The sequence below is a fragment of the Paractinoplanes ferrugineus genome (genome assembly GCF_016862195.1).
GTDB lineage: Bacteria > Actinomycetota > Actinomycetes > Mycobacteriales > Micromonosporaceae > Actinoplanes > Actinoplanes ferrugineus.
The window spans coordinates 106,072-128,114 of the sequence record NZ_BOMM01000063.1 but is presented as its reverse complement, the minus strand read 5'-3'; the positions used below and the strand labels follow the sequence as shown (position 1 = coordinate 128,114).

The window sequence follows — 22,043 nt, the reverse complement described above, 5'->3', positions numbered from 1 at the left end:
CGTCGAGGTGCGGCAGGAAGTGCTCAAGCGTCGCGTCACACAGCAGAGCAACGAGCCATCATCGATGGCCAATCACACTTCCTGTGCCAGAACCCGGAACTCACCTACAGAACCATCACCACCGAGAACAGCCGACTCAAGCAGCTCGTCCAGCAATTGACCAGCGACAACCGCACACTGGAGGAAAGACTCACCGCAGCACGGTCCACTCTGCGGTTCCAAGACCGGCGCATCGCCGACCTCGAAACCCGAATCGCCGACCCCGCCAGCCTCACCTGATCTGCCGGCGCGGGCCGGTTACCTCGTCAAATTCAGGGCTCAAGAAGCTTGTGCACCCTGGCGAACGACCGGGACAGGCTATCCAACACCGCCGCGCCCTTGTCCGCAGTGCCCAACGACGGCCGACCGATGATCCCCGACGAGGTATAGGCGCTCATCCCCAGGGTCAGCAGGTCCACACGCTCATCAGCCGCATGGTCAGCGCTCTCATAGCCGTCTCGCAGCAGCTCCGGCGCGCCATGCAGCAGCAAGGAAACCTCCACCTCCCCACCGTGCATGTCCTCGTGCGACCCCGTCTCGCAGCCGGCATCGACCCGTGCCGTCACCCAATCCTCACTGGCAGGAAACAGCGCCATCCGGGGCCGGACCGTCGTCGACTGCTGAACGACGTTCCGCAGCAGATAGTTGCCGCCGTGCCCGTTGACGATCACCAAGTTTTCGACCCCGGAGCCCGCAGCGACTCGTCGATGTCCTCGATCACCGCCATCAGCGTCCGAGCGCTGATGCTCACCGTCCCAGCGAACCTGGCATGCTCATGCGAGCACGAAATCGTGATCGGGGGCAGCAGAAACCCGCCGTAGTCGGCGGCCACCCGGCCCGCCACCAGACACGCGACCACCGTGTCGGTGATCAGCGGAAGGTACTCGCCGTGCTGCTCGAAGCTGCCCACCGGCAACACAGCAGTCCGTGCAGCTCGGGCACCCTCGTCCGCAGAGGTTGCCGTCGGAAGCAGAAAGGTCACCCGGACAGCGTGCCACGGGCACGCTGTCCGGGGACCTTCCTGGTGGTGGCGAGCCCGCAGTCGACGGGTCCGTCTAGTGTCCTCGCCGCGCTCGCTGTCACCTTGCGTAACGCTCGGATCGCAGCTATGGGAGATGCCATCGCCGCTGGCACGGCGAGCCCAGAAGACTGGAGACGAACTGCTCGAAATTTTGAATAGGCGCGTCGCGGATCTCGTTGCATTGCTATGAAGAGCGCTGCCCTTAAGAACCAGGCTCCACGACATCATCTGGCAGATCCGCGGGCGGCCGTCACCGCGCTGCCGCGACGAGGTCATGAACGCGATCGGCCCACCGGGGCATCGGCGCCGGGTCGTGACTGACCAGCAGCACGCCCATGCCGTCGCGGCGCTGCCGTCGGATCCGTGGTGGAGCCCGGCGGACAGTCCCGAGGGCTCGCAGATTCCTGCCGGAGGGATGTGCGGACCTGCGCGTCAGCGCAGTGGTAATGGCCTCCAGGCGGTGCGGATTGCCAGCAACCTATCGCGGGAGAGTCGCGTCGGAGGCAGCCATGCGGCCCGTCCGGCGCAGGATGTGCGCGATGAGGTTCGCGCACCGGATGAATAGGTAGTCTCCAGCGTCGCCGTTCGGGAGCTCCTGCTGGTCGTGCTCGTGATGCCGGATCCGGAATCGGTTGCCGATGCTGGTCAGGGTCCTGAACTCCTCGTCGAGGACGGTGCGGAATGGTTCCGATGCGGCGTTGTCGAGGAGCAGGGCGATGGAGTTCTGTTTCTGTCCGCCGAGTTGGAGGGTTTTTAGACGCTCGAAGCCATCCCAGAGCTTTTCGAGGGCGTCTTGGCGATCTGCGCGGAACCGGGAGACGAACCGTGCGAAGGCGTCGTTGAACAACTCGTCAAGCTTGGGGTCGCCAGTGTTCGGGCGAAAGTCGGCGATCAGGGCACGGGCTTCGGGCGGTCCGAGACGGCGGATGCGTAGGTCGTCGCCCAAGGTGAACGCGATTCCGTTGCGTCTGAAGATCTGATCGATCTTGTCCTGGAACCTTTCCTGTTCTGGCGTGAGCAGCCCGGCATGGATGGGGTCGCGCTCTTCGCCGAAGTAGTAGTGAGTGTGGTCGCCGTTCCAGCTGTGGCGAATAGTGGAGCTCGGCTGTTCGATGTTCTGTGCGACGAAGTCGATCACGTCCAGCACGGTGGCAGTGGCTGGCATGATGTCAGGATCCAGTGGGGTCCTGGGAGATCGGCGGGCCCATCCATCCGCTGGGTCGCCTGCGGACTCGATCAGTTGCGGCACGTGGGCTTCGAGGGCGTTGAAGAAGCCCTTGCGGTCCGTTCCCGTGATCGTGTTGCGGCCGGGATCGTCCGTGCAGTAATACTCGGGGTAGGCATGTGCAAGTGCGCCGTTGTCCAGCTGTTGCTGTATCAGGACGACGACGCCGCGCCAGGCCGGGAGCGAGATCTCCTCGCTGGTGCGTGGGGCGACCTGGCCGATCCGGTCGGTGTAGAAGGTGTCAGGCACGATTGCAGCTTGGCAGCGGCCCGGATCGGGTGCCACAGGTTTCTCGGGTCTCGAACGCATCGTGGCTGGTCTCCGGGCGGCGCTTGGGTCAGTCCTCGTCCTTTTTCTTCTTGTAGTTGTCGGGCAGGAGTCGTGCCCGTAGGCCCATGTGCTCGGCACGCAACTGCATGCCGAGGTCGCCGGTCACGACTCGCGCGCCGCCGTCCCGGATTACGTCGAGGTCCGACGTGCAGTGCAGGATGGCCAGGTCGGCGTCGCCGCCGCGGTCCTCGGTCTGGATCCACACCTCGAGCGTGGCGCTGCGGCCGGGGCGAATCGCCGCCGCCTCACCCGTACGGCCCGCGAGGGTCTGTTGCAGGAAGCGCACGGCCTTGGTGGCGCTCCTCGCGAGGAACCCGTCGCCGTACTTCTGCTTGTCGAGTTCGTCGACGACCCGTAGGGGCACGACGAGGCGGGCCTCCCGGTCGGGCTCGTTCCATCCGCGTAGAACAGCGGGCCAGTCGATTTGGTCGGGCCGCTCCCAGGTGTGAAAGACGTTCGTGTCGAGGACCAGGGGCAGGCCCGGTCGGACGGCGAGTTCCTTCAGGGTGTTGAGTTCGGCGCGCGCCTGAGCGAGCTCACGGATCGCGTCGTCGATGACCCGGCGATGCGCCTCATTGTTCGCGCGTCGAATATCCGTATTATCCGGTGCCATGCTCGGCGGGAGGTCGCTGACCAGTAAAGTCACGGTGGAGCGGAACGCCAGGTCGAGGGAGAGCAGGTGCCAATAGGCATCGCCGCGGATGGCGCCGGCGAGATCGGGCTCGGCGAAACACTCGCGCAACGGGGCGTACGTCTTCTCGACGACGTCGATGTAGGAGCGAAAGTATCCGAAGCTCCCGCCCTTGGCGTTCTTCCACGCCATCTCGGCGGTACGCAGCGCCTCGTCGGCGCGGGCCATCGTGACCCCGGGGTTCAACCTCATGCCGGGGATCCTCCCACCAAAGATCTGCGGAACCGGAGACATTTCCAGCGCCTCGGAGTTCCCGGGGGCTCGTTCCGGCAAGCCCGCCAACGGTGATCAGTGCCGGTGGGCTTGTCCATCGTGTCGTAACGCCCGTCGAGCCCGACCGCCTCCACCCTGTCTGCCATCATCGCAGTCGTGGAGTTCTTCGACGGCGAGCACGGCGGGCAGTGGTCCTACGACCCGGATGCCCGACTTGGAGACCCCGGTGCCTTCGGCGAGGTATTCGAAGGCACCGGGTCTGATGGTCATCCGGTTGCCGTAAAGCGAATCCCCTTGCCCTGGGACGTCGAAGGTGAACGACGGCTACGCGAACGGGAGGTCGAGATCGGTCAGATCTTGGCCGACATGCCAGCCCAACACGTGATGAGACTGCTTGATGTCGGGCGGGCAGGCAAGGACTTGCTGCTGGTGATGCCCCGTGCAACTCGATCGTTGGCCAAGGCGATCCGCGAGGGAGACCTTGATATTCCGGCTGGCGTCGAGGTGATCCGGCAGGTCGCAATGGGTCTGTCCGAGCTTGCACAAGCATCGGTGGCGCATCGCGACCTGAAGCCAGCCAACGTGCTCCAAGTCGACGGCGTGTGGAAACTGGCGGACTTCGGCATCTCCCGCGATCTTCGCGTGTCCACGAACCGCTACACCTTCCGTGGGCAAGGGACGGCGGAGTACAAGGCTCCGGAGATCTGGGCGGGCAGACCCGCGACAGTCAAGACCGACCTCTACGCCCTGGGCGTCCTCGCGTTCGAAGTTCTGTCCGGCCACCAGCCCTACGTCGGCACTGACGAAGAGCAGTTCGCCCGCCTACACGAACAGGAACCACCACCACCCTTGCCCGACGCGGTTCCGTCGATGGTCCGCCGCTTGGTGCTTCGCCTACTCGGCAAAGATCCCGCGCAGCGCCCGCAGGACGCTCGGGCCGTGGTGGAGACCCTCGACAATGCTGTCCGTCGTCTGGAACCGCAGCGGGAGGCGTTACGGGAAGCGGCCCTCGCCGCGCAGCAGCGCGATACTGAGAAGGAAGCCACCGGCGCTGCGCTGAAGGCCAAACAGGCCTTGCTCGGTCAGCAGATCAGCCAGGCCCTCGCGGATCTTCGCGACGTCTTGGAGGAGGCAGCCGATCAGGTTCGCGAGGCGTTGCCAGAGGCCGAACTCGACGTGCGGAACGGACTGGATCTGGAGTTGCGCTGCGAGCAGGGACGGCTGGTCGTGGAGGTCTGGCCCCAATCTGCGCCAGACCTGGAGATCCCGGAGCGTGATCCGCTGCTTCTCGTCGGCGCTGTAAGCGCTGCACCGAACGCGACGGGCCCGTACGCGAACCTCGTGTGCGAAGCGCACGACGGCCGGCTGTCCTGGTCGGTCCTGCGATTCACCGCGCGCTCGACCCCATCCCGCTACGACTACGGCCCGCGGGATCGACAACACGGGTTCGCCTGGCACGTCTTCCAAGCCCAACGCCAACACATGCTCCGCCCGTCAATGCATATATGGACGATGACGAGCGACCCGATAGGCCCCGACGTGATCGTCGATCTCCTACGTCAGGCAATCACCCAGACTTGACCGTCTGTCCACGCCGGCGGCCCGCCAGCGCTTGAGGTCAGCGAGATCCAACGTTTAGCGCTGATCACGAGATCGCCGTCCAGCGCTGCTCACGTCTCCATCGGGGCGACTACCGAGAGGAACCCGGCGTCGGCCTCGATGGGGAGGACAGAAAATCCGACTGGCGTGCTGAAGCCAGCGTGGCTGGCTTCAGCACGATCGGGTTGCCATGAGCGAGGACGGCGAGCCTCCGCTGCCATCTCGTCGTGGACATGTAATCTACGTGAAGGCGCAGGCCAGGGCATTTGCGCGGTCGATCGCGGTCGGTAAAAGCAACGTTGTACAAAGCGCGAACGCGGACAGGCCCAGCTCGATGAGCTTGTTCCCAACCCGCGCCGAATGGGATTCGGCACGGCAAGCCGCCGTCCTGGAAACCGATTCACACGAAGACATGCATGCTGGTGAACTAGAAGTCTCCATTCTCCTTTCCTGCCGCCCTGGCGCGATCGACGACGGTGCGCTGGCGGCCGATCACCTTGCCGGAGATCGATCTTTCCTCCTCGTGCACGGCATGAAGGCTTATACCGAAAGTGGCGTCATCGGTCGGCCTAGCGTCGCGACTTCAGCCAAAGGCAGCATCATTCTAGATGCTCTTGCCGAGGCGTTCGCTGACCATTTGGTGGCTCTCGGTGCCGCCGGCGCGGCCTAATTCGGGGACTAGCGGACTGCTCGTCTCGGGTACGAGCCGCCCCCGACGTTCGCCCGAAACCATCGGGATGAGAATCCGACCACAACCCCAGCCCTAAGTCCGAGGACACTTCGCCCGGAGTGATCGAGCTGAGCCACGCCGCAGACTGCGCGAACCGGCTTCGACAGCGGACGCTGATCCCTGCGGCCGCCACCGGCCGAGTAGCCGCATCCCAACTAGCTGTTGGATCGGAACGCACTGATGGATCAGTCGGCTACTGGCGAAGCGTAACTGCGGTACCCGCCACGGCGGGGCAGCGGCGAACCCCCGGAAGACGCTGACCTCGTGTGCGAAGCGTTGACCCAGTGCCTCTCTAATTTGGTCAGCTGCTTGGCGACCACGTCCTGGCCGTGCCAACGGCCAACGGCCGTGAGGGCTATATCGGTTCTCCGCAGCTGCTTGGCCCGCTGCAAGCCTGACAGATCATCAAGGTTGTCGACGTCTCGAAGGAACCGCCGAGCGTGCCGGCCCCTTCCTCCACATGCTCATCCTGCTGATGGGCCCCACCCACGTCGACTACCCGGCGCGCCCGAATGACGCGCGCTGGTGGCGAAACGACGCGAGCGGCTTGCGGACGGGAACCTTCGGGTGGCGGTGAGCGGGCAGCTCACCCACCGGTCATGAACGCCGCTGATCTCTCGGCTCGCCCGGCCACGGGCGCCCGTTCGGCCTCGCATCCGCCAACTCAGGACGTCGAAACGGGTGGGTCCCGCCGCGTCACCCAGGACAGCCCAGTACAGCTGCGGACAGCTATATCGCGGTCAGCCGCGCAGGCAGGGTCGTCAGGGAAGCGACCGACGCCGGGCCCCGACACCCCGGGACCGCATCCAACGGTGGGGCGTCAACCGAGACGCGGAGTCCGGTCGGCGCGTTCGTGGCCGGCTCATCACCATCCCGCCGCGGACCGGGTCCACCATCCTTCCCGGAGAGGCAACCATGAACAAGACCATCGCTCGTACCGGCGCCATCGTCACCGCCGCGCTCGGCCTCACGCTCACCGCGGCCACGCCGGCCCTGGCCAGCGCGGACAAGTGCAAGGGTGACGCCTCCGCCTCCTGCGTGGCGGTCAACGGCAGCAAGCTACACGTCAACTCGATCAAGAGCCGGGTCGCGCTCTACGCCAAGACGTGTCGGTCCGGGCACAGCCAGGTGCTGATCAACGGCAAGCACTACGCCGACTCCAATGGCGGCAAGGACAAGGAGTATTGCTCCAAGTCGATCTTCGGCGCCGAGGTCACCACCGGCACCTGGAACGTCAACCGTAACTACGCCAAGGGAACCAAGATCTGGTCCAAGTTCTGGCGCTACACCGGCGCTACCGGCCCCGGCACCTCCAACGGCTACTCCAGCTACGGCACCGCCTGCGCCACCGTCGGCTGAACACCGCGACCGGTGATGCCGCCGGCATCACCGGCTCCCGTGCCGGCGCCGCACGCCAGGCCCTTCCCGCTGCCGCTACGGCGCCCGAATTCTTTCCGTGGAGATCTTCCATGACTATCGCCCTGCGCCCTGCGTCCAGCACGACCAGCGCTATCCCCGAGGTGCTGCGCCGGTACCGGCTCGCGATCAGCCTGATGTTCTTGATCGCCGGCATGACCATCGGCACCTGGACTGCGCGGATCCCTACCATCCAGCACAACATCAAGATGGCCGACGGCAAGCTCAGTATCTGCCTGCTCCTGCTCGCCGCCGGTGGCCTGGTGGGCATGCGCGCCGCCGGCCGGCTCATCGACCGGCACGGCAGCACCACCGTTATGGTCTTGCCATCGCTGGGACTCGGCGGGGCACTGCTGCTCGCCGGGCACGCCCCGACGTGGACGACGCTGGCCGCGGCCCTGCTTGCCTTCGGCATCCTGCACGGCACCCTCAACGTGGCGATGAACGCCGCGGCGGTCTCGTGCCAGAGTGCGTACGGACGGCCGATCATGACGTCGTTCCACGCCCTGTTCAGCATCGGCGGGGTGGCCGGGGCCCTGCTGTCCGCCGCCTGCGCCCACCTCGGCCTCAGCGTCGCCGACGCCTTCGCCGCCGCCGCGGTCATGTCCACCGCCGCGGCGGGATGGTCGATCCACCGCCTCATCCCCGCACCCGTCTCGACCCCCAGCGACCAGGGCTCGGACTCGACGGCCGCGGCCGACCCGGTGCAGCGCCGGCCCCGAACGCGGATCCTGCTGCTGGGCCTGCTCGCTTTCAGCGCGCTGATCAGCGAAGGCGCCGCCGCTGACTGGGCCAGCACCTACCTCACCCGCCTCGGTGCGACACCCGCCATGGCTGCCACCGCCTACGCCGCCTTCGCCGCGAGCATGACCCTTGGTCGGCTCGTCGGCGACCGCCTCACCGCCGCTGTTGCACCCGCTGCGCTGCTGCGGGGCTGCGGCCTGATCGGCGGCGGCGGCCTCGCCCTGGGCCTGCTCGGCGGCACCCCGGTCACCGCGATCGCCGGGTTCGCCTGTCTCGGCGCCGGACTGTCCTGCGTCGTACCCCTGCTCTACTCCACCGCCGGGAGCCTCGACCCGGCACGACCCGGTGCGGCGCTGTCGCGCGTCGCCGCGCTGGGCTACCTCGGCTACGTCACCGGACCGGCCATCATCGGCGGCGCCGCCGTGCACATCGGCCTCGGCAACGCCCTGTTCATCCTCCCGGTCCTCGCGACGCTGCTGGTCGTGGTCGCCCCGGTCGTGCACCGCAGCCGCGGCCGGCACCACCGAACGGGAACCCTTCGCGGCCACAAGGCGCCTGTGCCCGCCGTGGGTGACGACATGACACCTCCTGACCGGCTGACCCGCACGTCCGAGTCCACCACCGACCACATCGACCATCAGGTCCTCGAGCTCGAAGGAGCCCTCCGATGAACACCACCCTCACCCGAACCGCCTCGATCGCCGACGCCGCTGCGGCGCATCCTCAGCACGATAAGCCGATCAGCGCGACCCGGGTCACGGCCCGGAAACGCCGGCGCACTCCGCTGTTGCTGATCATCGGCGCCGCCATCGCCGCGGCCTTGCCGCTGATGGGCGCCACCCCGGCGCAGGCCGCCACCTACCGTGACCCGACCCCCGGCTCGGGCAAGCTGTCGGCCCTGGCCGCGTCCGGCTGCAGGGCGGCGCCGTATTCGTTCCACTTCGAGGGCTACGGAAGCATCGCCTTCCCCGAAGACCCGACCGGCCAGTTCAACTACTCGGTCACGCCGGTGCTCAAGACCACCAGCCAGTGCCGGGATATCAACGTCAAGAACACGACCCGGGGCCGGATCCGCGTTTGCGTGATGTTCGGCAAGACCAGCAACACCTGCAACTACTACACCACCATCGCGGCCGGTGCCTGGGCCAACGCCGCCACCAACGTCAAGGACGGCACGTACTTCCGGATGCGTGCCGGGATCTTGTACAACACGTCCGGCTGGGCAGGCGGCGCGACCGGCGTGTCCGACTTCTAAGCCGGCGTACGCGCCAGCGGAAGTCCCCAATCGGCGGCAGGGTGTCGTCGCGGTTCGCAGCGACACCCTGCCGTCCCGCCGAAATGGCGGCCACACGGCCCGGGTAACCGGCCCAACATCTCCGACGCCGACCAGCTCGCCGCCGCGCACCCACTGAGCCCGGCGGTGCATTCGGGCCACAACGCCGCCTACCCCGACCGCACACCCATCGGCAGAACCACTCCCGGGAGGCACCCGCCACCATGCGACGCACCCACACCACCGGCATCCTCGCGGCAACCGCCGTCCTCGCCCTGACCGCTTGCACCGACACCAAGCTGCCCGAATCCCGCACGAGCACCCCACCGACGAAGACGCCCTCGGCCCAGCTCGCCGACGCCGCCGGCCGACTGAAGACCGACACCTTCAAGATGACCATGACCGTCAAGATCGACACCACTGATGCCAGGTCCCGACGGAGCCATGGACCCGACCAGGAAGGTCGGCTCCTTCACCGCCACCACCAAACGTGACGGCGGCGCCTCGGTCATCGAATGGCGCATCCTCGGCAACGTCGTCTACCTCAAGAGCAACACCCCGGGCCTGCCCGGCACCAAGGACAAGCCCTGGCGGCGCATCAACCAAGCCGAATCCGCCAACCTCGCCGAAGGTTTCGATGGCGCCAAGATGGCCAACCCCCTCGCCCAAGCCACCAGCGTGCAGCGCACCAACGCCCGCCACTTCACCGGCACGTTCGACACTGCTGCCGTCGCCAAGGCACTGAGCCTGCCGACCCCGACCAGCAGCTCCAGCCCCGCGCCGGCACCGACCGTGGCCTTCACCGCCGACCTCGACGACCAGGGCCGCCTCACCCGCTACCACCTCGACGTGCCGCGCGCCAAGGGCGGCACCTACCCGATGGACCTGACCTACTCCGACTTCGACACACCCGTGACCGTGCAGGCACCACCGACCGACCAGGTCGCCGGGACCACCGGCACCTGACCTTGGACCACCGAACTGCTGCTCCAGCAGCCCCGCACCTCGTGCGGGGCTGCTGTCTTCCCAGCGACTGCCGGCATGAACTCCACCCGACCATTGCAGCAGCGGAGCGCGGTTCTCAGATTTCAGGTTCCAGGAGGCCATCGCAGACTACGGCGACTGCCTCAGCTTCATCCCTTCATTCGCCACGGACCCGACCGCAGCGTCCCAACCCCACGGATTAGCGTTCACGTACAGGCACGGCGCCGCGGCGCTGAGGTCGTCTCGCATCCGCGCCAGCTCCACCCCAGGAATGCGGACCTGCACGGTCGTGCCATCAGAGATCGGCAGCATCCAGGCGAACCAGCCATCGCCATCGGCGTCGGCGTGCGTACCGGGTCTCCGTCTTGTCCGGCGACGCGATGCCGGATTGGCACCTGCTCCAGCTCGACGGCACGCCCGCCTACTGCGGCGAGGAAGACATCGAGCGCAGCTGCGGCGAGGTCTTCGCGACCGGTCGGGCGGTCGCGGAGCCCAAGCGGCGGACCTCGGACCGCATGGGTGAGTGTGACCTTCAGTGACTCATTGCTTCCGTGTGGCCGAGCGTCCGCCGGTTCTTCCACGATCGCGTCTGCCCAGCTCAGCGGCAATATTTTCGATCAAAGAACAGTGGTGTAGTTCAACCGTGGTCCGAGTGCGCGGCCGGTACGAAATGGTCATTCCGGCACGCAGGGCGCGCCATGATCGTTAGCTTCGGGGGATGCTTAGGCCGCCGATCGAGCCGATGCGCTGCGTCGGGGTGGCCGAGCTGCCCGAACCGCGGATGTGTCGCGGCGGTTGCGCGTACGAGGTCAAGTTTGACGGCTGGAGGTGCCTGGCGTTCGTCAGGCCGGATGGGGTCTATCTGCAAAGCCGCCAGGCCAAGGATCTCACGCCGTATTTCCCCAACCCTCAGGAATTCCATCCAATGGGCGAGGCATGGCGCTCAGCAGGGCCAGTCGGTTCGAATTGCGGGGCTTCGGGATGGGTCACCTGATCTGGTGACTGACGGCCGTTCCTGCATCTGATGCACTTAACGCCCATCGGGAGGGATGGGTGAATGGCGCAGCATCGGCAGCTGGAGGTGCCCGGTTCGGCGCGGTTGGAACTGACGGCCGGCGTGGTACATCTTCGGCCGGAAGAAGCGATGGTCGAGGCGATGCTGCGTGGCTGGCGCGCGCAGCAGGCCGCTCGGGGACTGCACGAAGATTCGATCCTGGACCGAGAGCTGCTGGTCCGCCGGTTTCTGGCGTTCACGAACGAGTATCCGTGGCAGTGGACTGCGGCGCACGTGGACGAGTGGTCGGGGTGGCTGCTGGCCGAACGGCATCTGGCACCGTCAACGGTGCGGCACTACCAGAGCATGCTGAGGCTGTTCACGGAGTTCTTGACCGATGGCCGGTACGGCTGGGTCGCGGCATGTGAGCAGCGTTTCGGGACGTTCCCGAGCCTGATCTGCCACGAGTGGAACACCATCGCGCACGTCAACCAGTACGAGGGCCGGCCCGAGGCTCGGGCGTTCACGAGGGCCGAGTTGCAGAAGTTTCTGGACTACGCCGATGACCAAGTCGACCGAGCGATCCGCAATCGGCGTAAGGGTGCTTTGGTGGCGTATCGCGACGCCACGATGTTCAAGGTGATCTACGGGTGGGGGCTGCGGCGTACGGAGACCTCGAAACTGGATGTGGTCGACTGGGCGCGCAACCCGCAGGCGGCACAGTTCGGCCGGTTCGGGTCGCTGAGCGTGCGTTACGGCAAGGCCAAGCGCGGGCGGGCGCCGCGCCGGCGCACCGTGTTGTCGATGATGGGCTGGGCGGTGGAGGCGCTGGCGGACTACGTCGACAATGTGCGCCCGCGGTTCCGCTGCGCCGATCATCCGGCGCTGTGGCTGACCGAGCGGGGTGGCCGGCTGCAACCGGCGGAGATCAACGCACGATTCGTGGCGTACCGGGACGCGCTGCTGCTGCCGGCTGAGTTGCGACCGCATTCGCTGCGGCATGCCTATGTGACGCACTTGACGGAGGACGGGGTCGACCGTCGGTTCATCCAGGTTCAGGTCGGTCACGAGTGCGACAGCTCGACGGCGATCTACACGCACGTCAGCGATGCCTTCATGAACTCAGCGCTGCGGCAGGCGCTGGCACCAGCGTTCGACCCCGACTGTGCCACCGGATAGGCAGGAGGAGTCACGTGGACGGCAAGTTGGACTACCGATGGCACTTGCGGCAGCTGATGGCGGGCCGGGGGATGTTCTCGACCACGGACCTGATCGCGCCGCTCGCGGCCCGCGACATCACCTTGTCGTCGAGCCAGGTGTACCGCCTGGTGGTCGAACGCCCAGAGCGGATGAGCCTGCGGATTCTGATGGCGCTGCTGGACGTTCTCGACTGCCGCATGGAGGACCTCATCGAACCCGTCGCCGCAGCCCAGCACACCCGCGTGCGCAAGGCGGCCGGCGCCGCCGACGACCATCTCGGTGATCTTCGCCCGAGGCGGGCCCGGATCATGCGGCCCGACTCGTGAACACCGAGGCGGCTGGCACGGCGGGCGCTGCACCACGGGATGTCATCGTGCAGCGGATCCTCGCGGTCGACCCGACGGCGGACCGGGCCACCGTCGAGAATGCCGTGACCACTGTCGTGAACACGGTCGTGCGGCAGCGGCAGGTGGTGCGGGTGCTGGTGGACCGACCGGAGGTGCTGTGTGACGGGCGGTCCCCGGCGCCGCAGGTGCTGGGTGAACTCATGCTTCTGCTGCGCCGTATCGGTGCGGCGGCGGTGGCGGCTCCGGCCTGCCGCGGTTGCGCCCGGCCGTTGTCATCGGTGCGGGGATCGGCCTGGTGTTGCGACGGCTGCCGAACGCCGACCCGCGAATGCGCCGGCTGCGGGCAGCTGCGCCGCTCGACCATACGGGACCAGAACGCCTCGTGGCGGTGTCCGCGGTGCCGGTCGTTGCCGGAGCAACCCGACTGGGCAGCATTGACGTCCGCGGTTCGGGGCATCGACCCGGGCGCTGAACCGACCGTCGTACGGACGGCGGCGCGACGGGTGGCTCCGGGTCTGTTCCGGCAGTGGGCACTTGTCGCCGCGGTGACAGCAGATCCTGATCTGTTGCGCGGTCGGGCTGCTCATGCGCCGGTGCGGACGGTGCTACGACTGGTCGACTCGCTGACCGAGGCCGGTGTGGCGGGAATGGTCCGGCCGGGATGTCCGCACTGCGGCCGTGTCGTGGCGTTGGTGAAGTGGCACGCGGAGGCGTGGCTCTGTGCCCGGTGCGACCGGCAGGTGCGGGCCGCGCCATGCGCCCAGTGCGGCAAGGTCCGTGAGGTGAGCAGCCGCGACCGGCGAGGCCAGCCGCTATGCGGGCCCTGCCACAGCCGGAACCCGGCAAACGCCGAACGGTGCGTCGGCTGCGGGCACCTGCGCCCGGTCAACAACCGGACCCCGCAGGGACCGCTCTGCGCGTCGTGCCGCCAGTCGCCGCTGCTCACCTGCACCTTGTGCGGGGAACGGGCCCCCGGGAACCGGTCGGCGTTGACCGGGCAACCCCGCTGCCGGTCCTGCCACGCTCGGCGGCTGCGCTGTGGCGGCTGCGGCAAGATCCGAGCCCCGCACAGCGGAACCCTGAAGGATCCACGGTGCGCCTTGTGCACACCCGCGCAGCCCGGCACGCCGAGACGCCGGCGGCATAAGTGCCCGTCATGTGGTTCGGCCCAACCGACTGAAAGTGCCTGCCCGAGCTGTCGGCTCATCGCGATCGTGCAGCCGCTGCTGACCGTCGGCGACCAGGTACGACCCGAGTTGGTACCGCTTCTGGTGTGGTGGCGGAGAGTCGATCGGCCCGGCAGCGTCCGAACCTGGTTGGCCCGGCGCCCTGCCGCAAAGGCCCTGCTGCGAGATCTGGCCGCCGGCGCCGTGGAGCTATCCCATGAAGGACTGGACCAGATCCCGGACACCAAGACCGTCCGATATGTGCGGCGGATACTGGTCGCTGCCGGAGTGCTGCCGACGCACGACGAACACCTCCGGCGTCTCGAGCAGTGGATGAACCGGGCTGTCGCCGCCATCGCGGACCCGAAGCAACGCACCATCTTGTACCGCTACGCCGTCTGGTACCACCTACGCAAGCTGCGGGCCCGGACCGGCCTGCAGAAGCCGGCAACCGACGGACAAGCCGCACCCATCCGTAACCACGTCCGAGCGGCGGCCGCAGTCCTGGCCACCCTCGCCGAATCCGGGCACACCCTCGCCGACCTACGACAGGCCGACATCGACGAGTGGCTCGCCGGCCACCGCGTTGCTCGGCGCGCCGAGCTCGGCCTGTTCCTGCGGTGGGCCCGCCGCGAGCGACTCACCACCGTGGCCATCCCCGTGCAGCAGTGGGCAGGACCCGGCAGCCGCATCGATCACGACCATCGATGGGCTCTGGCTCGCCGCCTGCTGCACGACGATGCCGTGCCCACCGAAGACCGCCTCGCCGGCCTGCTCGTCGTGCTATACGCGCAGACCGCGGCACGGATCCGGCTGCTGCGGTTCGACCATCTCGACAGCGGCTCCGGCGGTGTCCGGATCACCTTCGGCACCACTCCGATCGACCTGCCACCGGCCGTGGCCGACCTCTTCGCCCGGCTTGTGGCCGAGCGTGCCGGCACCGATCGCGCCGCGACGCCGTGGATTTTTCCCGGCCGTCCATGGAACCAGCCGATCAGTGCGGGCATGCTGCGCAAACGCCTCGCTGCGCTGAGCATGTCCACCCACGCCGCCCGCACCGCCGCCCTGTTCCAGCTCGCCGTCGACCTGCCCGCGGGTCTGCTCGCCCGCTGCCTGGGCATTGACATCAGTAGCGCCGTGGACTGGCAACGCGCGGCCGCGGGAGACTGGCACGCCTACGCCGCCAGGACCGCCGGCATCGCGTCGCCCTGACGGGGTTAGCGAGCCTTCTGGTCCTGCCAGCCGTCGGGTTCAGGGTGGTATCCGTAGGCGGCGGCCCGGACCGTTTCCTCGTCTTCGAGTCCTGAGCCGATCGCACCGCCGACGGTGGCCAGGGAGCTGATGATCCAGGCGAGGGTCAGGTAGTCGGTGGCATGGGCCGGTCGTTGCAGGGTCTGTTCCAGCACGGAGTTGTCGATCAGTAGTGCCGCGGCGAGTGCCGTTCCGACGAAAAGCACAACGTAGGACACCGCGGTGGCCAGAGCGAGGGTGAGGACGGTGCCCCAGTTGAACATCCGGGCCAGCTCGGGCGACGTGTCCCGGTCCGGCTTCTCCCACAGGTCGTGCGCGATGATCAGCCAGGCCACCAGCGCGATCAGACCGAGCAGCATGATCACGGTGAGGCGTAGGGGGCCGAGGGCATCGCCCATCTGCCAGATGGTGCTGGTGGTGAGCGCGAACGCAGCTGTGCCGAACGCGCCGACCAGCAGTTTGGACAGGCCCAACAGAGCGCGCCCGGGGCGGTTCGCGCGGACCATTCCGGCCAGTAGCCGCATCCGGCCGGTCAGCCGGGAGGCGACGTAGCGCCACTCTCCGGAGTCGCCCTCGCCGTGCGCCCGGTGCACGGCGGTGACCTGGCTTGCCAGCTCGGCCGGTTCCCGAGCGGACGGCGGCACCCGCTCATCGGAGGCGTCGGTGAGTATCCGTCCCACGAGGTCCGGGACGACCGCGCGGACGGCAGGCAATTGGCGCAGCCCGAGCGCGGGCAACGATACGAGAACGGCTCGGCGCCGGGCGGAGGTCTGCGCGACCAGCGGCATCCGGTCGGTGTGCAACGGCAGATCGGTGAGACAGACCGCGACGTCCCAACCATCGTCGGTATGCCGCTGAGCCAAGTCGTCGAGCAGCGCGTCGGCGCCACCGTCACGGCGCGGCGCCACGTCACCCCAGCCTTCCCGGACAATCCAACGCGCGTCGGCGTCCACCCGCTCGGCGAGTCGGCCGGCCAGCTCGGCGCGCAGCTGCGCGGTGACCCGAGCTGGGTGGTCCGGCGGGGTTGCCACCAGTCCGACGACGATCTCCGGACGGTGCGGTCCACCATGGGTCATCGTCGCTCCTCGCCGTCAGCTCGCCCTCGCCCGGCGACAGTCCGGTCCGGGCACATGCCCCGGTCTACCCGGGAAGGACCTTGCGGTCAACTTCCGAAAAGTCTGTCCATTTCGGCTCAGCACCACGGATGGGTCACGAGAGGATGCATCCGTTTCGGTGGCATTCGGAGGGGTACGCGAGTCAAATCAGACGCGCCCCGGGTCACGGTGCACCGGGACGTTCGGCAGGGTGCGATCGGATACGGAGGCTGCCATGACGCAACTGGCAACTCGAGAATCAGAGGCACGGCAGGACGAGGTGCAGCGGCGTGGCCGCGGACTGGGCTGGATGAGTCTCGGTCTGGGCGTGGCCCAGCTGGCCGCGCCGGACACGGTGCGCAGGATCAGCGGGGTGGACGACTCCGCCACGTCGAGGACTGTCGTACCACTGGTCGGAGCCCGGGAACTGGTCCATGGGGCCGGGCTCCTGACGAGCCGGCGCAAGAACGTCTGGGCGTGGACCCGGGTCGCCGGCGACGCGATGGACCTCACCGCGCTCGCCATGGCCATCGCCCACCGCGACGGGCACCGCCGACGGCGGCTCCTCGCCGTCACCGGCGCCATCGCCGGGATCACGGCGCTGGACCTGCTGACCGCGGTGCGGGCAACCCAGACGAGCAAGACCGGCTCCGCGCCGACGGCGCGGAGCGCGCGCAGAGAACGCGAAGGAGGATCCATGGATCTGACAGCCACGACAACCATCCGCAGACCCGCGTCGGAGGTGTACGCATTCTGGCGCGACCTGCAGAACCTTCCGACGTTCATGGCGCACCTCGAGCAGGTGCGTACCACCGGTGACCGGACCAGCCATTGGTCCGCCTCCGCACCGTTCGGCTCCGATGTGGAGTGGGACGCGGAGATTACCGAGGAGACGCCGGGCGAGAAGATCGCCTGGCGCTCGACCGGCGATGCCAAGGTGCCCAATGCCGGCACGGTTCGGTTCGTGCCCGCCCCGGACGGGGTGAGCACCGAGGTGCACGTCGTGCTGGTCTACGACATTCCCGGCGGCGCGGTCGGCAAGGCGGTCGCGAAGTACTTCGGCGAGGAACCGCACCAGCAGCTCGACGACGACCTGCGCCGGTTCAAGCAGGTCCTGGAGACCGGCGAGGTGGTCCGCTCCGACGGCGCCCCGTGGGGCAAACGCGCCCGCAAGGAATTCCCGCAACGCCCGGCGCAACCGCTGTCGGACGCCGAGCTGGAGAAGGGAGCAGAGGCATGAGGGCGAACACCTGGGCCGGCCGTAACAAGGTCGAGGTCCGCGACGTGCCGGACCCCAAGATCCTGAACAACCGCGACGCCATCGTCCGGATCACCTCCACCGCGATCTGCGGCTCCGACCTGCACCTGGTCGACGGCTACGTCCCCACCATGCAAGACGGGGACATCCTCGGCCACGAGTTCATGGGCGAGGTGATCGAGGTCGGATCCGGGGTGTCCGCGGACAAGCTGCGGGTCGGCGACCGGGTCGTCGTACCGTTCCCGATCGCCTGCGGCGCCTGCGGCGCCTGCGCCGCCGAGCTGTACTCCTGTTGCGAGAACACCAACCCGAACGCCGGCATCTCGGAGAAGATGTTCGGCCACCCCACCGCAGGAATCTTCGGGTACTCGCATCTGACCGGCGGCTTCGCCGGCGGGCAGGCGCAGTACGCGCGGGTGCCGTTCGCCGACGTCGGCCCGCTGAAAATCGAGTCCGACCTCACCGACGAGCAGGTGCTGTTCCTGTCCGACATCCTGCCCACCGGTTACATGGGCGCCGAGATGTGCGACATCCAGCCGTCCGACGTGGTGGCGGTGTGGGGCGCCGGCCCGGTCGGGCAGTTCGCCATGGACAGCGCCCGGGTGCTCGGTGCCGCGAAGGTCATCGCCATTGACAAGGAGCCCTACCGGCTGCAGATGGCCGAACGGGCCGGCCACATCCCGGTGAACTTCGACGAGGTCGACGTGCGCTCAACGCTGCTGGAACTGACCGGCGGCCGGGGGCCGGACAAGTGCATCGACGCGGTCGGTATGGAAGCCACCCATGGCAGTGCGCACATCGCCGCCTACGACCGGGTCAAGCAGGCCGTACGCTCGGAGACTGAACGCCCGCACGCGTTGCGCCAGGCGATCATGTCCTGCCGCAGCGGCGGCGTCGTCTCCGTGATCGGCGTCTACGGCGGACTGATGGACAAGTTCCCCACGGGCGCCTGGATGAACCGCTCCCTGACCCTGCGCACCGGGCAGTGCCACGTGCAGCGCTACATGAAGCCCCTGCTGCAGCGCATCGAACGCGGCGAGATCGACCCGACCCGGATCATTACCCACACCCTGCCGCTCGACCAGGCCGAACACGGCTTCGACATCTTCAAGAACAAGCAGGACAACTGCGAGAAGATCGTCCTCAAACCCTGACCACCCAACCGCATCCGGCCACCGCTAGCTCTCGGGTGGCCGGATGCGAACTCCATCCGGTAGCCCGTAGCTAAGCACCACCCGAGTCGGCACGGCCATCACGCTTTCAACTCCTGTACTTCCGATATCCGACGTTGCCAGCAGATGTCGCCACCGCGGTACGCGAGAGCTTGCCGCCGGGCACCGTGGTCGACGGCGAGCTTGTCATTTTTGACACCGAGGCGGGCAGCACGGTGTTCCCGGCACTGCTGGGCCGGATCACCGCCGGGCGCCGCCTTGCCCGTGAGGCCGTAGCCCGGCCGGCGAACCTCGTGTTGTTCGACGTGCTCGCCGACGCCGGAGACGATCTCACCGGCCTGCCGCTGCGCCAGCGGCGGTCGCGACTCGAGGACCTGCTCACCGACGCGCCGCCCACCCTGACGCTATGCCCGCAGACCCTCGACGTCGAGCTGGCCCGCACCTGGTTCGACGAGCTCGGCGTGACCGGCGCCGAGGGCCTGGTCGTCAAGGACCTGGCCTCGGTCTATCGCGTCGGCGGCCAGGGATCCTCCTGGTGGAAATACAAGAGAAGGGTCACCGTCGAGGCGATCGTCGGCGGGATCACCGGTGCCCTCGAAGACCCGCGGGCCCTGCTGCTCGGCCGCATCGACGGCCGCAGCCGCCGGCTGCGCTACATCGCCCGGACCGTGCCGCTCGCGCTGAGCCAGCGCCAGGAGATCGCCCAACTGCTCACCACTCCGACCGGCGCCCACCCGTGGCCGCAGCCGCTGCCCGCGGCCTGGATCGGCCAGCTCGATCGACGCGAGCCACAGCCCTACGTCCAAGTCAAGCCGTTGCTGATCGCCGAGATCGTGGTCGACCAGGCGTACGACCAGGGCCGATACCGCCATCCCGTCCGGTACCTGCGCATCCGCGCCGACCTCAATACTGCTGACGTGGAGCCGTGGCAGCCGTAGGCGATCAGCCACCGTCGCCGAACGATTCGACCACCGAAGGGTCCCGGCCCGGCCACTAGTTGCCGCCTGAACGCAACCGCCGAGTAGAGAGGCGGCGGGGCTGCCGCTAGCGGGGGCAGACTCACCCTTGAACCGCCGGGCTCGGATGTGGTCGACCGGAGCGCGAACTGACTGCCGACTAGCCCGATCCGGGAGCTTGAATGACCGCCAGGCTCGTCTCGCAGGCCTCGACGAGAGGTCGCCACAACGGGTGAGGCGTTGCTGGAACGACGATGTGGGCTTGGTGGCGGGCGCGGGTCATAACGACGTACAGCAATCACGAGCCAGACAAGATCCGCCCCGGCGGGAAATGAACCGAGCCCGTGCTCGCCACGACATCTTGACCGCTGCGATCACCCAGACGGCGCGCGGAGAAGTCCAGCGGCGGCAGCGCAAGCGGAATATCAGCTGCTAGGAGGCCATACTCCCGGTCTTGTGACCGTTATTACCATGATGGGTCCGGGAGGAAGAAACTGAGCAAGCAACGACTTGCGCTGAGGTGTGGCTGAGACTCGCACCGTAACCCCGCCCGAAGCCGACCCTTCTCCGGGAGAGCTGCTCCCCTCGGGACGACGCTTCCGGATTGTCCTCGTGCTCGGCTTCCTCACCGCGCTCGGTCCGCTCACCATCGACATGTACCTGCCCGCGCTACCCACCATCACCGAAGACTTCGGAGCCACCCCGGCCGCCGTTCAGCTCACCCTGACCGGCACCCTCGTCGGCCTAGCCCTGGGACAGCTGCTGATCGGCCCGCTGTCCGACGCCGCGGGACGGCGGGCGCCGCTACTCGCCGGCGTCGGCGTGCACCTGATCGCCTCACTGCTGTGCGTGATCGCACCGAACCTCGCGATCCTCGGCTCCCTGCGCGTGCTGCAGGGCCTCGGCGCAGCCGCAGCCGCAGTGGTAGCGATGGCGATCGTCCGCGACCTGTTCAGCGGATTCGCCGCCGCGAAACTGTTCTCCCGGCTGATGCTCGTGGTCGGCGTCGCCCCGATTCTCGCCCCCACCATCGGCGGACAAACACTGCAGTTCACCTCGTGGCGCGGCGTGTTCGTCGTGCTCACCGTCGCCGCCGCCGCGATCCTGGCGGCCACTGCAATCGTGCTGCCTGAGACCCTGCCGTCCGAGCGTCGGCGCAACGGCGGGATCACCGGCACCGTCCGTGACTACGGAAGGCTGCTGACCGACCGGGTGTACTTAGGGCTGATCCTGGTCGCCGGCCTCGCGATGGCCGCCCTGTTCGCCTACGTCAGCGGCTCATCCTACGTTTTGCAAGACGGCTTCGGCCTCAGCGAACAACAGTTCGCCTACGTGTTCGCCGGCGGCGCTGTGGGTCTGATCGGCGCCACCCAGTTCAATGTGCGGCTACTGCGCCGTTGGACACCCCAGCAAATCCTCGCCGGTTCCCTGGTCGCTGGGCTCGGCTTCGGCCTCGTGCTGCTGATCCTCGCCGCCACCAAAACAGGCGGCCTGGTCGGCATCCTGATCCCGCTCTGGCTGGTCCTGGCCATGGTCGGACTCGCCATGCCCAACGCCCCCGCCCTCGCCCTGTCCCGCCACGGTGAAGCAGCCGGCACCGCCGCAGCCCTGCTCGGCGCCGTCCAATTCGGCGTCGGAGCCCTCGCCGCACCCCTGGTCGGCATCCTCGGCGTCGGCGCGGTCGCCATGGCAGTCGTGGTGTTCGGTGGCATGCTCGCCGCCACCCTCGTCTGCTTCCTCGTCGTCCAACCGCACCGGCTTCCCGCCGAGCAGCCGGAAACGGTCGTCGTGGCTGTCGCCCACTAAAGTTTCTCGGAATCCTCGCGACCGTGATACGCCCGCTCCTCATTTGAGTAGGAGCGGGCGTATCGTGAGCCCGCTGGGTCCGTCGCTTTCTAGCTGTCGCGGTCGTTCATGCGACGTTCGATCGCGGAAATTACGTCGTCGTACATTGCCTTGCGGAGGGCGAGCAGGAGCTCGGGCGACGGACTCGGAAACTGCCGGTCAGACTGGACGTTCCACTTCACTGCCTTACCGCGCTCGATGCCAACTGCTTCGGCGACGTCCTCGACGTTCGCGAGTTTGGCGATCTTCCGCCACTGGGGCAATTCGTACGGCGGTAGTAACGCGAGACGCCCGCCGAATTGCAGATCGAGGAGGATCGGGGCGTCCGCGATCTTCGGCCAGCGTTCGGCGTTGTCGTCGAACGACATGATCAGCTCGCGAAGTACTTCCAGCTCGAACGTCCGGCGCCGCTCAGCCCCGATCGCGTTCTGCGCGTCGTTCGACTTCTTGAGTGCCCATCCCGCTATTGCGAGCGAGATCAGCCCGATCAATACA

General features: G+C 67.7%; 19 protein-coding genes and 1 pseudogene. 15 read left to right on the top strand and 5 right to left on the bottom strand.

The window, feature by feature from the left end; all coding sequences use genetic code 11:
* Positions 1-311: 311 nt before the first annotated feature.
* The 3 genes and pseudogenes from Afe05nite_RS34970 to Afe05nite_RS34960 all read right to left on the bottom strand — a co-directional run bounded on the left by Afe05nite_RS34970 (position 312) and on the right by Afe05nite_RS34960 (position 3,474).
* Positions 312-1,012, bottom strand: a pseudogene (locus Afe05nite_RS34970) (creatininase family protein).
* A gap of 526 nt (positions 1,013-1,538) precedes the next feature.
* Positions 1,539-2,534 (bottom strand): hypothetical protein, encoded by a 996-nt coding sequence (locus Afe05nite_RS34965; RefSeq protein ID WP_203821567.1) that lies wholly within the window; start codon positions 2,532-2,534, stop codon positions 1,539-1,541.
* 88 nt (positions 2,535-2,622) lie between these two features.
* On the bottom strand, positions 2,623-3,474 hold the full coding sequence (locus tag Afe05nite_RS34960) for a PIN domain-containing protein (protein WP_203821566.1): 852 nt from the start codon (positions 3,472-3,474) through the stop codon (positions 2,623-2,625).
* A 201-nt stretch (positions 3,475-3,675) separates the two neighbouring features.
* Here Afe05nite_RS34960 and Afe05nite_RS34955 point away from each other — a divergent pair, with 201 nt between their 5' ends.
* The 11 genes from Afe05nite_RS34955 to Afe05nite_RS34905 all read left to right on the top strand — a co-directional run bounded on the left by Afe05nite_RS34955 (position 3,676) and on the right by Afe05nite_RS34905 (position 15,184).
* On the top strand, positions 3,676-5,100 hold the full coding sequence (locus Afe05nite_RS34955) for a serine/threonine-protein kinase (RefSeq protein WP_203821565.1): 1,425 nt from the start codon (positions 3,676-3,678) through the stop codon (positions 5,098-5,100).
* Positions 5,101-5,308: 208 nt separating this feature from the next.
* A complete protein-coding gene (locus Afe05nite_RS34950) occupies positions 5,309-5,788 on the top strand; it encodes a creatininase family protein (RefSeq protein WP_203821564.1) in 480 nt (159 codons plus the stop codon).
* A 975-nt stretch (positions 5,789-6,763) separates the two neighbouring features.
* Positions 6,764-7,207: a hypothetical protein gene (locus Afe05nite_RS34945; RefSeq protein ID WP_203821563.1), complete on the top strand. Its 444-nt coding sequence runs from the start codon at positions 6,764-6,766 to the stop codon at positions 7,205-7,207.
* 110 nt (positions 7,208-7,317) lie between these two features.
* Positions 7,318-8,679: an MFS transporter gene (locus Afe05nite_RS34940; protein WP_203821562.1), complete on the top strand. Its 1,362-nt coding sequence runs from the start codon at positions 7,318-7,320 to the stop codon at positions 8,677-8,679.
* Positions 8,676-9,263: a hypothetical protein gene (locus tag Afe05nite_RS34935; RefSeq protein WP_203821561.1), complete on the top strand. Its 588-nt coding sequence runs from the start codon at positions 8,676-8,678 to the stop codon at positions 9,261-9,263. Before Afe05nite_RS34940 ends, Afe05nite_RS34935 begins: the two co-directional genes overlap by 4 nt.
* Before the next feature lie 242 nt (positions 9,264-9,505).
* Positions 9,506-9,775: a lipoprotein gene (locus Afe05nite_RS34930; RefSeq protein ID WP_203821560.1), complete on the top strand. Its 270-nt coding sequence runs from the start codon at positions 9,506-9,508 to the stop codon at positions 9,773-9,775.
* Positions 9,726-10,247, top strand: a complete 522-nt coding sequence (locus Afe05nite_RS34925) for a hypothetical protein (protein WP_203821559.1) — start codon at positions 9,726-9,728, stop codon at positions 10,245-10,247. The genes Afe05nite_RS34930 and Afe05nite_RS34925 overlap by 50 nt, the downstream gene beginning before the upstream one ends.
* Before the next feature lie 398 nt (positions 10,248-10,645).
* Complete coding sequence (locus Afe05nite_RS34920; protein ID WP_203821558.1) at positions 10,646-10,804, top strand: hypothetical protein; 159 nt, start codon at positions 10,646-10,648, stop codon at positions 10,802-10,804.
* Between the two features lie 518 nt (positions 10,805-11,322).
* Positions 11,323-12,438, top strand: a complete 1,116-nt coding sequence (locus tag Afe05nite_RS34915) for a tyrosine-type recombinase/integrase (RefSeq protein WP_203821557.1) — start codon at positions 11,323-11,325, stop codon at positions 12,436-12,438.
* 14 nt (positions 12,439-12,452) lie between these two features.
* Entirely contained in the window at positions 12,453-12,785 is a 333-nt protein-coding gene (locus tag Afe05nite_RS34910) for a helix-turn-helix domain-containing protein (RefSeq protein WP_015620709.1), read from the top strand.
* Between the two features lie 1,235 nt (positions 12,786-14,020).
* Positions 14,021-15,184, top strand: coding sequence for a site-specific integrase (locus Afe05nite_RS34905; protein WP_203821556.1), 1,164 nt, complete (start codon positions 14,021-14,023; stop codon positions 15,182-15,184).
* A gap of 5 nt (positions 15,185-15,189) precedes the next feature.
* Here the strand turns inward: Afe05nite_RS34905 and Afe05nite_RS34900 are convergent, their stop codons facing one another.
* Positions 15,190-16,299, bottom strand: coding sequence for a hypothetical protein (locus tag Afe05nite_RS34900; protein WP_203821555.1), 1,110 nt, complete (start codon positions 16,297-16,299; stop codon positions 15,190-15,192).
* Between the two features lie 253 nt (positions 16,300-16,552).
* On the opposite strand from Afe05nite_RS34900, the gene Afe05nite_RS44195 reads away from it, so the two are divergent.
* The 4 genes from Afe05nite_RS44195 (at position 16,553) to Afe05nite_RS34880 (ending at position 21,509) form a co-directional block, all read left to right on the top strand.
* Positions 16,553-17,557 carry an SRPBCC family protein gene (locus Afe05nite_RS44195; RefSeq protein WP_239118425.1) on the top strand — a complete coding sequence of 335 codons (1,005 nt, stop codon included), beginning with the start codon at positions 16,553-16,555 and terminating at the stop codon, positions 17,555-17,557.
* Entirely contained in the window at positions 17,554-18,729 is a 1,176-nt protein-coding gene (locus Afe05nite_RS34890) for a zinc-dependent alcohol dehydrogenase (RefSeq protein WP_203821554.1), read from the top strand. The genes Afe05nite_RS44195 and Afe05nite_RS34890 overlap by 4 nt, the downstream gene beginning before the upstream one ends.
* Positions 18,730-18,863: 134 nt before the next feature.
* The gene (locus Afe05nite_RS34885; RefSeq protein ID WP_203821553.1) at positions 18,864-19,685 is read left to right on the top strand and encodes an ATP-dependent DNA ligase; all 822 of its coding nucleotides are present in this window, start codon (positions 18,864-18,866) and stop codon (positions 19,683-19,685) included.
* A 540-nt stretch (positions 19,686-20,225) separates the two neighbouring features.
* Positions 20,226-21,509 (top strand): multidrug effflux MFS transporter, encoded by a 1,284-nt coding sequence (locus tag Afe05nite_RS34880; RefSeq protein WP_203821552.1) that lies wholly within the window; start codon positions 20,226-20,228, stop codon positions 21,507-21,509.
* Between the two features lie 89 nt (positions 21,510-21,598).
* Here Afe05nite_RS34880 and Afe05nite_RS34875 read toward each other — a convergent pair whose 3' ends face one another.
* The gene (locus Afe05nite_RS34875; RefSeq protein ID WP_203821551.1) at positions 21,599-22,039 is read right to left on the bottom strand and encodes a hypothetical protein; all 441 of its coding nucleotides are present in this window, start codon (positions 22,037-22,039) and stop codon (positions 21,599-21,601) included.
* Positions 22,040-22,043 lie beyond the last annotated feature (4 nt).

What these genes read in the sequence shown, in the direction of transcription:
- Afe05nite_RS34960 (WP_203821566.1), bottom strand. Translation starts at nt 3,474, where the DNA reads ATGGCCCGCGCCGACGAGGCGCTGCGTACCGCCGAGATGGCGTGGAAG.
- Afe05nite_RS34950 (WP_203821564.1), top strand. Translation starts at nt 5,309, where the DNA reads ATGAGCGAGGACGGCGAGCCTCCGCTGCCATCTCGTCGTGGACATGTA.
- Afe05nite_RS34945 (WP_203821563.1), top strand. Translation starts at nt 6,764, where the DNA reads ATGAACAAGACCATCGCTCGTACCGGCGCCATCGTCACCGCCGCGCTC.
- Afe05nite_RS34940 (WP_203821562.1), top strand. Translation starts at nt 7,318, where the DNA reads ATGACTATCGCCCTGCGCCCTGCGTCCAGCACGACCAGCGCTATCCCC.
- Afe05nite_RS34935 (WP_203821561.1), top strand. Translation starts at nt 8,676, where the DNA reads ATGAACACCACCCTCACCCGAACCGCCTCGATCGCCGACGCCGCTGCG.
- Afe05nite_RS34930 (WP_203821560.1), top strand. Translation starts at nt 9,506, where the DNA reads ATGCGACGCACCCACACCACCGGCATCCTCGCGGCAACCGCCGTCCTC.
- Afe05nite_RS34925 (WP_203821559.1), top strand. Translation starts at nt 9,726, where the DNA reads ATGGACCCGACCAGGAAGGTCGGCTCCTTCACCGCCACCACCAAACGT.
- Afe05nite_RS34920 (WP_203821558.1), top strand. Translation starts at nt 10,646, where the DNA reads ATGCCGGATTGGCACCTGCTCCAGCTCGACGGCACGCCCGCCTACTGC.
- Afe05nite_RS34915 (WP_203821557.1), top strand. Translation starts at nt 11,323, where the DNA reads ATGGCGCAGCATCGGCAGCTGGAGGTGCCCGGTTCGGCGCGGTTGGAA.
- Afe05nite_RS34900 (WP_203821555.1), bottom strand. Translation starts at nt 16,299, where the DNA reads ATGACCCATGGTGGACCGCACCGTCCGGAGATCGTCGTCGGACTGGTG.
- Afe05nite_RS44195 (WP_239118425.1), top strand. Translation starts at nt 16,553, where the DNA reads ATGACGCAACTGGCAACTCGAGAATCAGAGGCACGGCAGGACGAGGTG.
- Afe05nite_RS34890 (WP_203821554.1), top strand. Translation starts at nt 17,554, where the DNA reads ATGAGGGCGAACACCTGGGCCGGCCGTAACAAGGTCGAGGTCCGCGAC.